Raw genomic sequence first — 13,588 nt, forward strand, 5'->3', positions numbered from 1 at the left:
GCGGAGGGACTTCGGGCCCTGGCGGTGCTGCTCAGCCCGTTCATGCCGCAGGCCACCGAGAAGCTCTGGGAGGCGCTGGGGGTCCCCGCGCGCCTCGACGATCAGCCGTTGCGCGACGCCGGCCGGTGGGGGCAGCTCACGGCCGGGACCGCCGTCAACGCGCTCGCGCCGCTGTTCCCGCGCGTCGAGCAGCCTGCGTGAACCGCGCGATGAGCGACCCGAGCCAGTACACGCGCCAGCGGGAGAAGAGCGCCCGCGACCTCACCTACCCGGCACCGCCGGAGCCGTTGCCGTTTCCGGTGTACGACAACCACGCGCACCTGGAGATCGAGGACGGCGAGCAGCCGCTGAACCTGGGCGAGCAGCTCAGCCGCGCCGCCGCCGTCGGCGTTGCCGGGGTCGTCCAAGCCGGTGGCGACATCGACTCCAGCCGCTGGTCGGCGTGGGCGGCGTCGCAGCACCCGCGGGTGCTGGCGGCGGTGGCCATCCACCCCAACGAGGCCCCCGCCTACCGCGCGGCCGGCCGGCTCGACGAGGCGATCGCCGTGATCGACGATCTGGCGACGCAGCCGCGGGTGCGCGCGATCGGTGAGACCGGATTGGACTTCTTCCGCACCGGCACTGAGGGCATCCCGGCCCAGGTGGAGAGCTTCGAGGCGCACATCGCGCTCGCGAAAAAGCACGGCATCGCGATGCAGATCCACGACCGCGACGCGCACGACGACGTGCTGGCGACCCTGCAGCGTGTCGGCGCCCCCGACCGCACCGTGTTCCATTGCTTCTCCGGCGACGCCGACATGGCGCGCATCGCCGCCGACCGCGGGTACTGGTTGAGCTTCGCAGGCAACGTCACGTTCAAAAACGCCCAGAACCTGCGTGATGCGCTCGCCGTGACCCCGCGCGAGCGCATCCTGGTCGAGACGGATGCCCCGTTCCTCACGCCGGTTCCGCACCGCGGCAGGCCGAACGCGCCGTACCTGGTGCCGGTGACGGTGCGATTCATGGCAGCCGAGCTCGGCGTCGATCTAGCGGAGATGTGCGCGCAGCTGGCCGCCAACACCGTCGAGGCCTACGGGCGGTTCGAGGACTGAGGCCATGCCCGTGACGCTGCTGGGTGCCGCCGAGATCCGCGCACTCGCCGCCGACCTCGATGTGACCCCGACCAAGAAGCTCGGTCAGAACTTCGTGGTCGATGCCAACACGGTCCGCAAGATCGTGCAGGCCGCGACGGTCACGGCATCCGACCGGGTCGTCGAAGTCGGGCCCGGGCTCGGGTCGCTCACGCTCGCGATCCTCGAGACCGGAGCGTCCGTGACGGCGGTGGAGATCGATCACCGGTTGGCGGCACGGCTGCCGGCCACGGCCGAGCTGCACGGCGTGCCGCCGGGCGCGCTGACCGTGGTGGATGCCGATGCGCTTCGGGTGCGGACGATCCCCGGCGACCCGAAAGTCCTGGTGGCGAATCTGCCCTACAACGTCAGCGTCCCGGTGCTGTTGCACTTTCTGGAGACGTTTCCGGGGATCGAACGCGGCGTCGTGATGGTGCAGGCCGAGGTGGGGGAGCGGCTCGCCGCCGCGCCGGGGTCGAAGACCTACGGCTCACCCAGCGCGAAGGCGGCCTGGTACGGGCCGTGGCGACTGACGGGGACGGTGTCGCGGCAGGTGTTCTGGCCGGTGCCGAACGTCGACAGCGTGCTGGTCGGGTTCAGCCGTGACCGGCAGCCGCGCGGGTCGGAGCAGGAGCGGCGCCGGACCTTCGCGGTGATCGATGCCGCGTTCGGTCAACGGCGCAAGATGCTGCGTCAGGCTTTGTCGGGGCTGCTGGGCGGCTCGGCGGCGTCGGCGTCGGTGGTGCTGGAGTCCGCGGGCGTGTCGCCGACCGCGCGCGGTGAACAGCTGTCGATCGACGACTTCCAGGGCATCGCGAAGGCTGCGCCGACTAGCCTGGGACGATGACCGACGACGATCGTTTCCCGCCCACGCGCGGTGGCGACCTGCACCAGCCGTACACCGCCTCCGAGAGCCGGTACCGGGGGATGTCCTTCCGCCAGGTCGGATCGTCCGGTCTCTATCTGCCGCCGATCTCGCTGGGGCTGTGGTGGAACTTCGGCGACAACATCCCCTTCGACAATCAGCGGGCTTTGCTGCGGCACGCGTTCGACCGCGGCATCTGTCACTTCGACCTCGCCAACAACTACGGTCCGCCGTTCGGGTCCGCCGAGACCAACTTCGGCCGCATGATGCGGGAGGACCTGCACCCGTATCGGGACGAGCTCATCGTCTCGTCGAAGGCGGGATGGGAGATGTGGCCCGGGCCATACGGGACGCAGGGGTCGCGCAAACACCTCATCGCCAGCGCGGAGCAGTCGCTGCGGCGGATGAACCTCGACTACGTCGACATCTTCTACTCTCATCGCGTCGACGACGTCACCCCGATCGAAGAGACCGTCGCCGCCCTCGACACCCTGGTGCGTCAGGGCAAGGCCCTCTACGTGGGAGTCTCGTCCTACAGCGCGTCGCGCACCGCCGCCGCCGCCGCCGCGGCGCGGTCGCTGGGCACGCCGCTGGTGATCCACCAGCCCGCGTACTCGATCCTGAATCGCTGGGTGGAGGATGGTCTGGCCGATGTGCTGCGCCAGACCGGTCTCGGTGCCATCGCGTTCACGCCGCTGGCGCAGGGACTGCTCACCGACAAGTACCTCGCCGACGGCACCGCGCAGCGTGCGCAGCAGCGCTCCTCGCTGGCCGGGCAGGTGATCGGCGAGTCGGGGCTCGCCGCGCTGCGGAGCCTGAACGCGATCGCGGCGGAGCGGGGCCAGTCGCTCGCGCAGCTGGCGCTGCAGTGGGTGCTGCGCGGCCCTCTCGTGGCCTCGGCGTTGGTCGGCGCGTCCCGCGTGAAACAGATCGACGAGAACCTCGGCGCGCTGGACGGCCCGGCGTTCGACGCCGACGAACTCGAGCGCATCGACGCGGTCTCCGGCAGCATCGACGTCGACATCTGGGCGGACTCGTCGACACTGTGAGCACACCGGCATCCGCGGACCGGGTCGTCGTGCAGGCTCCCGGCAAACTCAACCTGTTCTTCGCGGTCGGGGCGGCACAACCGGACGGCTACCACGATGTGGCCTCGGTGTATCAGGCCGTGTCGGTATTCGAGGAAGTGACGGCAACGCCCGCCGATGAGGTCACCATCTCGGTGAGCGGTTCGGTCGACGTGGACACGGTGCCGCTCGACGACCGGAACCTCGCGGTCCGTGCCGTGCGGCTGCTCGCTCGCGAGACCGGGTATCGCGGCGGGGCGCGTCTGCACGTCGACAAGCACGTTCCCGTCGCCGGCGGCATGGGGGGCGGTTCGGCGGATGCCGCCGCGGCGCTCGTGGCCTGCGATGCGCTGTGGGGTACCGGAGTGCCGTCCGCGCGACTGCACGAACTGGCGGCGCGGCTCGGAGCCGACGTTCCCTTTGCCCTGCACGGGGGAACCGCGATCGGCACGGGACGCGGCGACCGGCTCAGCCCGGCGCTGGCGCACGGGCGGTTCGACTGGGTGCTGGCGTTCGACGACGGAGGACTGTCGACACCGGTCGTGTATGCGGAGTTGGACCGATTGCGCGCCCAGAGTCAGCTCGACATCGCGCCGAAGCGGCACGCGCCCGAGGTGGATCACGGCGTGCTGCGCGCGTTGCGGCTCGGCGATGCCGAAGCGCTCGCCCGCGTCGTGGGCAACGACCTGCAACAGGCGGCCTGCGCGCTGCATCCCGCCCTGGCGACGCTCCTGGACGCCGGCGTCGCGTACGGGGCGCTGGCCGGGCTGGTGTCGGGGTCGGGCCCGACGGTCGCGTTCCTGGTGCCCGATGCGGACGCCGGCGCGGCGCTGGCGGGCCGGCTCACCGCCGACGGCCGTCAGGCGCGCCACGTGCACGGCCCGGTGCGCGGTGCGCGGGTGATCTCCGCGTAGGGTCGCCGCCGGCGCGGTGTGGACAACTCCGGCACTCTCCGCGCGAGGGCCGGTAGGGTGGCGGTGGGGACCAGGCGTCGAGGAGGGGGCGGATGACCGGGGAGATCAAGCTCACCGAAGAGGTGCGCGGAACGCTGGAGGCCCTGCTGAGGTACGAACCGACACCTCTGGCAGCGGAGCAGGCGATGGAGACGGTCGGTGTCGCGGTCGAATCCGCGCAAGATTATCACTACGCGATGAAACGCGTCGGAGAGAACTACGTCCTGGGCATCGCCGAGCTGCGCAACGGCCTGCTCGTGGGGTGCGAGGCGGCGCTCAAAGCCGTCGACGACTTCGAACAGCACGAGGACGAGATCATCGGCATGCTGTCCGCACTGGAGCAGAGCATCGGAGACGATCCGTACGCCGGGATGCGTGAGGCGCACACGCCGCAGGCGGGCGGCGACTCGAGCGGAGGTTAGCCAGGTTGTCGGCAGGGGGTCGGTGGCGTCGGCGGGCATGCGGCGTGGTGGCATCGGGCGCGATCGTGCTCGGCGGCGGGGTCCCCGCCGCGTCGGGCTTGGCCGCCGACGTGGTGCCGGCCGACGTGCGCGGGCAGCTGCTGTGGTACGCGGGCGACGGCTGGGGCCGGTTCGATGAGCTGCAGGCCCAGGGCGCCGACGGCGAGGGGATCACGATTGCGGTGATCGACACCGCCATCAACCTCGATGTCCCGGAACTGGCGGGTGCCGACATCGAGGTGATGGGCAACTATTGCGCCGACGAGGTGACGGGGAAGGCGCACGACGCGGTCAGCGACGACCTCGCGCTCGCCGAACACGGGACCAACGCCGTCTCGATGCTCGTGGGCAACGGTACGGCCGGTGACGGCGGGCTCGGGACGCGCGGCATCGCCCCGGCGGCGAAGGTGCTGTTCTACGCGATCGGCGGCGCACCCGACCAGGGCGGCGACTGCGGTGTTTTCGACCCCCGCACCGGGGAGGCGTACGCCGACGGGACGCTGATCGACGACGAGGGTGTTCCCGAGATCGTCTCGTCGCCGTTCCAGTTGGCGGCGATGCATGCGATCGAGGACGGCGCGGCCGTCATCAGCGCCTCCTTCAGCACCGGCGCCGTCGGCTGGGACGCGGTGATGATCCGCGCTCTGCGGGCAGGGGTGATCGTCGTCGGGGCCACCTCCAACCCCAGCGACGTGACGGACCTGAGCTCCGGCGATGCCCCGGCGAGCATGAACGGCGCCGTCGCGGTCGCGGGGCTGACACCGGAGGGGACCGAGTACTCGCACAGCGTCGAGATCCTCGACGACGAGTCCCGGACCGTGCTCGGCGGCGGCTCTCCGAACCTGGCGGGAGTGGCACCCGCGACGGAGATCCTTCTGCCGGCATCCGCACGCACCGGCACGTGGGGTCCCAGTGCCGGTGCCGGCACCTCGTGGGCGACTCCGTTGGTCGCGGGATCTCTCGCCCTGGTCCGGCAGAAGTTCCCCGAGGCGACGGCCAACCAGGCGCTGCAGGCGATGGTGCGCACGACGGGCGACTCGGAGGGTGAACTGGTGTGGTCATCGCGGCTGTGGGGGTACGGCGTGATCCGGCCGCACGCCATGCTCGCTACGGATCCGACCGGGTATCCCGACGAGAACCCGCTGTTCGTGTCAGATGTGGAGACCGATCCGCGATGTCTGCGCGACGGTGAGTTGATTCACAACCAATACGGGGTCGACTGTGCGTGGAGTCCGTACGGTCCGACACAGGAAGAGGTCACGCCGCCGCAAGGCACACCCGCCGCGGCGCCGCCGCAGGCGACCGGCACGATCGATCTGGCCGGTCCGTTGCTGATCGGCGGGGTCGTGATGCTGGTGGTGGTCGTCGTCGTGATCGTCGTGGTCGCGATCGTCGTCCGCACGAACCAGCGCAGAGAGAGGGAATCCGGATGAACGATGCCGAAGCAGAACTGACCGAGCTCGCCTCCCGTCACGACTGGGCGTTGGCCAACATGGGCACCATGCTGCAGGTGACTCATGACTACACCGACCGGCTCACCGCCGTGATCGGGGCACTGGAGAGCGAGTGGAGCGGCCGGACCGCCGATGCCGTCGTCACCTATTTCCGCCACATGCGTTCCCAATTCGAGGGTCTGCGCGGGTATCTCAACGACGTCAGCCTCGCCATCGGCGGGGTGAGCGAGTTGCTGTGCGTCGCCGGCGACGCGAACAGCGTTCGCGCGGCCGAGGCGCAGGCCCGCCTGGACGCCTTGCCGAGCAGCATCGTCCCCTCGGGTGTGACCGATGCCATCGACAACGGCCTGTCGATCTCGATCGGCGGGGTCACGATCGCGAGCAACGAGCAACTCGCCGAGTTCAGCGACATGCTCGGTTCGCAGCGGAAAGAGGCCGCCGAGAAAGCGCTCCACGAAGTGCGGGGGCTGATCGCGGGCGCCGCGCAGAGCCTCGCCTCCTTGCACTGGAGCGGAGATGTCGTGGACACCACCGGGCTCATGGCCGGCGCTGCCATCGGCGCCGCGCTGGGCAAGATCGCCCGAGTCCCGGGGCTGGACGAGGACGCTAGTACCGTGAGCCCGGCCGGACCCGCCGGGACGGCGGAGACATCCACCGCCGGGGCCTCGTTCGGTTCGGGTGCGCACCTGACGACGTCGCCGGTGGCGGCGGACGGTGTGCCCGCGGGGACGGACGCGACCGGTGGCGCGGGGTTCGCCGCACCCGAGCTGCCGCCGGCGACGGGCGTTGGCGGTGCGGACGACAGCGTCCTGCAGGTCGACAGCAGCCTCGACGGCGTCGCCGGCCGGGCTCCGGGATCGGGCGTGTTCGGCGGCGCCGCGCCGCTGGCGGGCCCCTCGGGGCCGAACGCGACGCTCAGCGGCATCGGCGGCGGCGGTCTCGGCGCGACCGGACTCGCCATCGGTTCGCGATTGGCTTCCGGCGGCGCCGGTTCCGCATTCGGCATCGGTGCGCGTGGTGCGGCGTCGGGTGTTGTGGGTGCGGGCGGTGTGGGTGGTTCGGGGTCGTCTCGTGCCGGTGTGTCGGGTGTTCGTGGTGCGGGGGGTCGTGCGTCGGCGTCGGGTGTGTCGGGGGCGTCTCGTGGTGTGGGCGGTGTCGGTGCGCGTGGTGCGGTGCCGGGTGTTGTGGGTGCGGGTGGTGTGGGTGGTTCGGGGTCGTCTCGTGCCGGTGTATCGGGTGTTCGTGGCGCGGGCGGCGCAGGTGGTGCCGGCTCGTCCACGCCGGGGGCCGCAGGTCGGTCGGGGTCGGGCCGTCCGGGAGCGACCGCGATGGGCGGAGCCGCGGGCGCGAGCGGCGATCGCAAACGGGCCGGTTCTCGCGGATTCGCTCACGCCGCCGTCCCGGAGTTCGACGATGATGACATGGGGCTGCCCGCCGCCGCCTCCCGGGCAGGGCGGCGCGAGGAGTCAGGCGCGGACTGAACGCCGCCGCAGGATCGCGATCAGCCCGAGCACCGTGACGACGCCCGCCGCGCCGACGGCGACAGCGGTCACGGCCGACCTGCCGTCGGCCTCAACCGTGGTCGCGGACACCGTCGTGACGGGCGGCTCGAACGCGGCTTCACTGGTGTCGGCGAACGGACTCGCGGGGCCACGGGTGCTGCGGTCCGGGCGGAGGTCGAGCGCGGCCGCGGGCCGGATGACACCCCATCCCAAAGTGTCGGTCCGCGCGTCGGGGTTGGATCGCTGCGCCGAGGCCTTCAGTCGGTACGCCCAGCCGGCCGGGCCCTCCGCGGGGAAGGCCTCCGCCAGCAGGGCGGCGGCACCGGCGACGTAGCCGGTTGCAAAACTCGAGGACGGGGCGTCCGCGGCGTACACGCAGTCACCGCCTCCGGTCGACGTGGTGAGCACGTCCTGCCCCGGTGCCGCGACATCGACGTGCGCGCCGTGGATCGAGTCGTCCGTCGCGACGCCGTTCACGTCCACCGCCGTCACCCCCAGCGCCGCCGGATAGCCGGCCGGAAAGCGCGGCGAGTCGGCCGCGTTCGAGGCCGTGCTGCGGTTGCCCGCGCTGGCGACCACGAGCGCTCCGTGCTCGGTCGCGTACGCGGTGGCGGCCCGCAGCGAGGGCGCATCGGTCTCGTCGCTGAGTGCGACCGCGATCACCTGCGCGCCCGCATCGGTGGCCAGCCTGATGCCCTGGGCGACGCGTCCGGCCTGCGGCCCCCACCCGGCGTCGACGCTCTGCTGATCCTCGCCGCGGAATACGCGCACCGACAGGATGTGCGCCCGCGGTGCGACACCGACCACGCCGGACCGGTCCGACGGGCGCGCCGCGATGATCCCGGCGATCGCCGTGCCGTGGCCGTGCGGGTCGCTGAGTCCGTCGCGGCGTTCGCCGTCATCGATCAGCGATGTGCTGCCCGGCGCGATCGTGTATCGCAACTGGGCGCGGGTGGCGTCGACTCCCGAGTCGACGACCGCGACGGTGACCGGGATCCGCGGACCGGTGTACCGTTCCCCGGCCGGCATTCCCATCGCCGCGAGCGCGGGCGGGGGGCCGGCCACCTCCGCGTACACTCCGGGCGCGCACACCGGTGGGGGCGCGGATGCTGCCGCGGGCGCGGTGGCCGTCAGGCCCGCGCCCAGCATCCCGAGCAACGCCGCGCCGACGACGGCACATCCGCGTCTCATAGCGTGCTGCCTGGGGTCGATCCGGCCGCGTCGGGGGTCAATTCGGGGCCCGCGGGCAGCAGCATCAACCACTCCGGCGGTACCACGGTGACGTCGTCGGGGGAGTACCCGAGGTGTGCGACGCCGGCATCTACCTCGCCGGGCACCGCGAACGCCGTCCCCGATCCGTCGATCAGGGTGAGGGTACCGGCCCTCCCGCCGCGCACCAGTGCGCCGCCGTCCTCGGGCATGGTGATCCGGATCGCCCCGTCGGTGTTCTCGACGTCCGGCTCGTCGCGCGCCGCGGCGAGCACGGTGGTCTGCTCGGACCGGTCGCCGGTGAGGCGAGCGCACGGGGACCGCAGATCCTCGAGCGGGGTGAGCGGCTCGCGCGGCCATGTCGTGCGCCCCAGGGCACTCCTCGTGGCCAGGTCCGCGATGTCGGCGGGACTCAACTCGACCGTCTCACCCAGTTCGCCCGCGCCGGTACCGAGCAGGTACAACCGGTGGGCCAGCGGCGACAGCGGCGCCAGCGCACCGTCGGCGGTCAGCACGTATCGCTCGTCCTCGGGGCTGCCGGCCACGTGCACGATCGTTCCGGTCGGCAGATCGAGGTCGGCGAGGGAGCTCTTCGTGTTCATCAGACGCAGCGGAACCAGGTCGTCACCACGACGGAACAGCGAGAGCCACTCACCTCGTACCGTGAAGCGCTCCGCGGCGTCGAGGCCGAGCGCGCGCAGCACCGCGGTGGGATTGTCGCCGGGGACGCGATAGCTGACGCCGCCGGAGATCACGAACGTCTCCCCGTCACGCACCACGACGACGCCGGTGCCCTCCGGCGCGCTGCGACCGGCCGCGCCCCCCAGCGTCACGTCGGTTCCTGTCGCCGAACTGCACGCGCGCCACCGCTCGCCGTCGAGGTTGGCCGGCGCCGGCAGGGTGTCGGGTGCCCCCAGGATGCCGATGGTGCCACCGACGGGCACGCCATCCAGCGACGACTGGTTCACGCTGATGATCTGGAACTCTCCCTCGGGGATCACCATGCGCGCGCTGGTCGCGTTGATGACCGGGTAGAGCGTTCCCTCGATGCTGACGTAGCGGGCGCCGGTGTCCTTCGCGACGATGAGGTGATTGTTCTCCCACCCGCCCGGCAGCCCCGGTTGCAGCAGCCCCGTGAACACTCCCGCCAGCACGACCATCGCCGTCAGCGCCACCCCCGCGATCACCGCGCGCAGCGGCCGCGCCGGCTGCAACTCCTTGCCCCCTGGGGCGCCGCCGAGAAACGCCGACAGCAGACGGCCACGGCTGAAGCCCTGCGCCTCGATGAGGTCCTTTTTCGTCGCCACGGGCTACGCGATCCCCGCGGTGAGCGCCGCCAACGGCAGCAGCAGCGCGAGGATCACCACTTCCAGGGTGTCGCCCGCGGCGCTCAGCCACATCCGGACGCGGTCGCTCAGCAGGGTGAGGCCGGTCACCAGCGCGGTGGCGATGACCAGCACCGTGAGCAGGACGGGGGCGTCGTGCGGACGGACAAGGATCGCTGTGAGCGTGCTCGCCGCGATGATGGCGGTGCCGCCGGCCAGGAGTACCACGACCGAGGCGCGGCGCGCCGACTGCCGGGACTGGAACATGAGCACGGTGCCGCACCCGAGGGTGAGGAGCGTCCCCGTCCAGCCCGCGGCGGCCACGACCGGGGTTGCCACGAGAACCGCCAGGGCGAACGCGACGCGCAGCGTCGCCAGCAGCCGGTGTGCGGCGTCGACGCGGGCGGCGACGTTCTCGGCATCCACCGGTGGTGGCGGATCGAACATCTCGGCTTCGCTGCTCGGCATGATCGCGCGAATACGCGTGCTGCCCAGGGTCAGCCAGGGGAGGGCGCCCGCGCCCAGGCCGCACACAGCGACCATGATGGCGTAGGGGACGACCGGATCCAGGCCCGTCATCCCCACGATGCCGGCGGACAACGCCAGCACCACACCGAGTGCCACCGGCAGCACCAGCACCTCCACCGGCCGGGTCGCCACCAGGAGGGCGGCGCCACCGGCGAGGGCGAGCCCGGTGCCGGTGGCCGCGAGAGCGAACCCCCACAGCGGCTGGTCACGGGCGAGAAGGTAGCCGGTCAGTCCGCCGAACCCGGCCGCGGCCATGCCGAACGCGATGCCGGCGTCGTGCTGCCGCAGCCGGCAGAGCGTCGCGGTGACGGCCAGGAGCACGAGCGCACCGATGCCGCTGACCACGAGGGGTACGGGGCCGGCGCCCGGTTGAGACGCGAGCAGGACCGCGCACAGCGCCAGCAGGGTGAGACTGACCGCGGTGGCGGTGCGGGTCGCTTCGGCGGCGCCCCACGAACCGGTTCCCGCGGAGGTGGCATCGATCACGGCCTCGACGACGTCGTCATAGCGCTTGGGCGCTGACACGAGATGCCCGCGGGTGAGGGTGAGCACCTGGCCGGGCTCGATCCCCTGAGCGGCCGCGCCCTGTGCCGGATCGAGCTCCGTGCCGTCGGCGCGGGTCAGCCGGTAGCCGCCGTGGACCAGGGAGGCATCGAGCACGCCCAGGCCGCGTGCCGCGCCCGGCAGCACTTCGACCAGAGGCAGCCGGTCGGGGATCGCGATATCGATCCGCCGGTCGGCGTGCACGAGCGACAGTCGCAGCAACGCGCTCGAATCCGTGACGCCCGAGGACACAGAGCTTCCTTCCCCATGGGTTGCGCGGAACCCCCTCAGGTCCGCGGGCCGTATCGGCCTCCCACCGCCGAGTCTAATGCGCTCGCCCGCGGGGCGCCCGGAGCGTGGCCCTAGGCTGTGGGGGTGGTCTCCTCTTCCACCGTGTTGCGCCGGATCGCGTTCGACATCGCCGGCCGCCGTCACGATGTCGTCGTGCCGACCGGCGATCGGCTGGGCAGCGCGCTGAGCGCGACGGGGGTGCGCCTCACGGCGGCCGACCGTGTGCTGACCCCCGACGGTCAGGTCGTCTCCCCGCAGACGCCGGCGGCCGACCTGCGCGAGGGCGGGCTCTACGTCATCGCGCGTGACGGCGACCGGCGGGCCATGCGGCGGGCCGCCACCGGACCACGAGCCGCGGCGCGCTCGCTGCACTGGGCACTGGGCGCTTTCGGGCTCGCCGCCGCGATGGTCGCCGTTGCTCAGGTCGCATCGCAGGCACCGACGCTCGCGGTCGCCGCCGCGGCGATCGCGGTCACCCTCGGCGGGGCGATTCTGGGCGTGGCGGCCCGGACACCGGCGACGCGCGCCGTCGCGCTGCCGGTCCAGGTGATCGCCGGCGGGGTTGCGCTGCTGGCGCTGCTGGCCGCCCCGCTGCAGTGGCAGGTCGGCGAGCTCGTCGTCGTCGTGGGGGCCATCGCCGTCGTCGGGCTGCGCGCCGCCCCCAGCATGATCGTCGCCGTCGACCCGGGCTACTACATCGACTACGCCAGGTTCATCGATCTGCGGTGGACCGTGCGCGGCCGGGTCCCCGAGGCCATCGTCGACGTCGACAACACCCGGGTGGCCCGCCGCATGTCGGCCGCCGCGACGACGCTGACGACATCGGTGGTCCTGCTCTCCCTGCTTGCGGCGGCGGGTATCGCGGCCGCTGCTCAGCCGCTGGCCACGGGCACGGTCGTGGAGCGCGTCTGCGCCGGAGCGACCGTCGTGTTCGGCGTTCTCGGTCTCGTCCTGACCTCGCGACGCACCGTTGCACCGGTACTGCGTCACCCGCCGCGCATCGCGGCGGCGGTCGGCCTGGTGCTGCTTGCCGCGCTGGTCGGCCCGGTCGCTCCGGGGGTGCTGGTGTCGGTGACGGCCTCGGTCCTGCTGATCGTCGCGCTCATCGTGGCGATCGCGCTGCCGGCGATCTCTCGGGGGGAGCGCTCGCTGGGCTGGTCGCGCGCCGCTGACATCGTCGACTCCCTCGCGATCGCCCTTGTCCTCCCGGCGGGCCTGATCGCCGCCGGAACCTGGGATCTGCTCCGGGGGGTGTGGGCGGGATGAGCCGGCGCGAACCACAGTCCGCCGCCGCCCCGGCGATCTCCGATGACCGTTCCTGGGCGCGCCCGGCGCCGACGACCGTGCGTCTGGCGGCCTACTCCATCGATGCGGTCGCGGTCGCCCTGGTGGCCATGACCGTGGCGCTGATCACGCGCAGCGGCACGCTCACCGGCATCGCGGTGATGGAGGTGGTCGTCATCCTCACGCTGCTGGAGGCGCGCACCGGGATCACCGTAGGCAACCTGGTTCTCCGGCTGCGCACCACCCGCGACGACGCGCCGGCCTCGCTGGGAGCGGCCCGCGGCGCGTTGCGTGGGCTCGTGCAGTTGGGCGGCAGTGCCGTGGGCCTCGTGGGTGGCTGGGCGGTTGTGGCCACCGGTGCCGCCGACCCGGCGGGGCTGAGTCGGAGCTGGGCCGATCGGGTCGGCCGGGCGCTCGTGGTGACGGTGCCGCCGTCGGACGCCGACCTCGGCCAGCACGCGCCTTCGGTCGCCCCCGTCGAGGACTGACCGTCCGATCCGGGCGCCGCGCGTGCCTGTGGATGACTTCGGCGCGATCGTGCGCGGGTGGGTTACCATGTGCGACGTGCCGGGAATTCGGACTCGGCATGAGCACGAGGGGGGCTCGTTGGGGGCTCACTTCCCATCGAAACGAGGGGATCATCGCACATGGCTAACACTATTTCCGCCGAGGAGGGTGCGCTCGCTCACGGGCAGAAGGCCGTCAGTGAGGCGAAAGCCGGTATCGACCAGCAGACCAAGAAGGTGCGTGTCGACATCGAGCAGCTGAGCAGTTTCTGGACGGGCGCCGCTGCGGCATCGTTCACGCAGCTGATGCAGCAGTGGGACAGCGAGACCACCAAGCTCAACAACGTCCTGGTGGAGTTGGAGTCCGCGCTGCACGGCACCGAGCAGGACCAGGCCGCCACGGAGCAGGAGCACCAGCAGTCCATCGTGGGCCTGAACTCCATGATGTCCGGCAACTGAGCGAACCGATCGACGACTAGGAATAGGTGCAC

General features: G+C 72.0%; 13 protein-coding genes and 1 pseudogene. 11 read left to right on the top strand and 3 right to left on the bottom strand.

Annotated elements, in window-relative coordinates; genetic code table 11:
• From ACK5KK_RS11490 to ACK5KK_RS11525, 8 genes and pseudogenes are all read left to right on the top strand, one after another.
• Positions 1–201, top strand: a pseudogene (locus tag ACK5KK_RS11490) (methionine--tRNA ligase); the annotation flags it as partial.
• Between the two features lie 8 nt (positions 202–209).
• Positions 210–1,091 carry a TatD family hydrolase gene (locus ACK5KK_RS11495; RefSeq protein WP_416890291.1) on the top strand — a complete coding sequence of 294 codons (882 nt, stop codon included), beginning with the start codon at positions 210–212 and terminating at the stop codon, positions 1,089–1,091.
• A gap of 4 nt (positions 1,092–1,095) precedes the next feature.
• A complete protein-coding gene (rsmA, locus tag ACK5KK_RS11500; protein ID WP_416890218.1) occupies positions 1,096–1,956 on the top strand; it encodes a 16S rRNA (adenine(1518)-N(6)/adenine(1519)-N(6))-dimethyltransferase RsmA in 861 nt (286 codons plus the stop codon).
• A complete protein-coding gene (locus tag ACK5KK_RS11505) occupies positions 1,953–3,023 on the top strand; it encodes an aldo/keto reductase (protein ID WP_416890219.1) in 1,071 nt (356 codons plus the stop codon). Before rsmA ends, ACK5KK_RS11505 begins: the two co-directional genes overlap by 4 nt.
• Positions 3,020–3,955 (top strand): 4-(cytidine 5'-diphospho)-2-C-methyl-D-erythritol kinase, encoded by a 936-nt coding sequence (locus ACK5KK_RS11510; RefSeq protein WP_416890220.1) that lies wholly within the window; start codon positions 3,020–3,022, stop codon positions 3,953–3,955. The genes ACK5KK_RS11505 and ACK5KK_RS11510 overlap by 4 nt, the downstream gene beginning before the upstream one ends.
• Before the next feature lie 92 nt (positions 3,956–4,047).
• Positions 4,048–4,416: a hypothetical protein gene (locus ACK5KK_RS11515; protein ID WP_416890221.1), complete on the top strand. Its 369-nt coding sequence runs from the start codon at positions 4,048–4,050 to the stop codon at positions 4,414–4,416.
• A gap of 44 nt (positions 4,417–4,460) precedes the next feature.
• On the top strand, positions 4,461–5,888 hold the full coding sequence (locus ACK5KK_RS11520) for a S8 family peptidase (RefSeq protein ID WP_416890222.1): 1,428 nt from the start codon (positions 4,461–4,463) through the stop codon (positions 5,886–5,888).
• Positions 5,885–7,390 (top strand): hypothetical protein, encoded by a 1,506-nt coding sequence (locus ACK5KK_RS11525; RefSeq protein ID WP_416890223.1) that lies wholly within the window; start codon positions 5,885–5,887, stop codon positions 7,388–7,390. Before ACK5KK_RS11520 ends, ACK5KK_RS11525 begins: the two co-directional genes overlap by 4 nt.
• Here ACK5KK_RS11525 and ACK5KK_RS11530 read toward each other — a convergent pair.
• From ACK5KK_RS11530 to eccD, 3 genes are read right to left on the bottom strand one after another with little or no spacing between them, the layout of a single operon-like run.
• Positions 7,376–8,602: a S8 family serine peptidase gene (locus tag ACK5KK_RS11530; RefSeq protein ID WP_416890224.1), complete on the bottom strand. Its 1,227-nt coding sequence runs from the start codon at positions 8,600–8,602 to the stop codon at positions 7,376–7,378. The two genes, ACK5KK_RS11525 and ACK5KK_RS11530, sit on opposite strands and share 15 nt — an antisense overlap.
• Positions 8,599–9,927 carry a type VII secretion protein EccB gene (gene eccB, locus ACK5KK_RS11535; RefSeq protein WP_416890225.1) on the bottom strand — a complete coding sequence of 443 codons (1,329 nt, stop codon included), beginning with the start codon at positions 9,925–9,927 and terminating at the stop codon, positions 8,599–8,601. Before eccB ends, ACK5KK_RS11530 begins: the two co-directional genes overlap by 4 nt.
• A gap of 3 nt (positions 9,928–9,930) precedes the next feature.
• Positions 9,931–11,268 (bottom strand): type VII secretion integral membrane protein EccD, encoded by a 1,338-nt coding sequence (eccD, locus tag ACK5KK_RS11540; RefSeq protein WP_416890226.1) that lies wholly within the window; start codon positions 11,266–11,268, stop codon positions 9,931–9,933.
• Between the two features lie 123 nt (positions 11,269–11,391).
• Here eccD and ACK5KK_RS11545 point away from each other — a divergent pair, with 123 nt between their 5' ends.
• The 3 genes from ACK5KK_RS11545 to ACK5KK_RS11555 all read left to right on the top strand — a co-directional run bounded on the left by ACK5KK_RS11545 (position 11,392) and on the right by ACK5KK_RS11555 (position 13,556).
• The gene (locus ACK5KK_RS11545) at positions 11,392–12,573 is read left to right on the top strand and encodes a hypothetical protein (RefSeq protein ID WP_416890227.1); all 1,182 of its coding nucleotides are present in this window, start codon (positions 11,392–11,394) and stop codon (positions 12,571–12,573) included.
• Positions 12,570–13,079, top strand: a complete 510-nt coding sequence (locus ACK5KK_RS11550; RefSeq protein ID WP_416890228.1) for a hypothetical protein — start codon at positions 12,570–12,572, stop codon at positions 13,077–13,079. The genes ACK5KK_RS11545 and ACK5KK_RS11550 overlap by 4 nt, the downstream gene beginning before the upstream one ends.
• A gap of 159 nt (positions 13,080–13,238) precedes the next feature.
• Positions 13,239–13,556, top strand: coding sequence for a WXG100 family type VII secretion target (locus tag ACK5KK_RS11555; RefSeq protein WP_416890229.1), 318 nt, complete (start codon positions 13,239–13,241; stop codon positions 13,554–13,556).
• Positions 13,557–13,588: the final 32 nt, after the last annotated feature.

The sequence above is a fragment of the Microbacterium sp. genome, assembly GCF_047972865.1.
Taxonomy (GTDB): domain Bacteria; phylum Actinomycetota; class Actinomycetes; order Actinomycetales; family Microbacteriaceae; genus Microbacterium.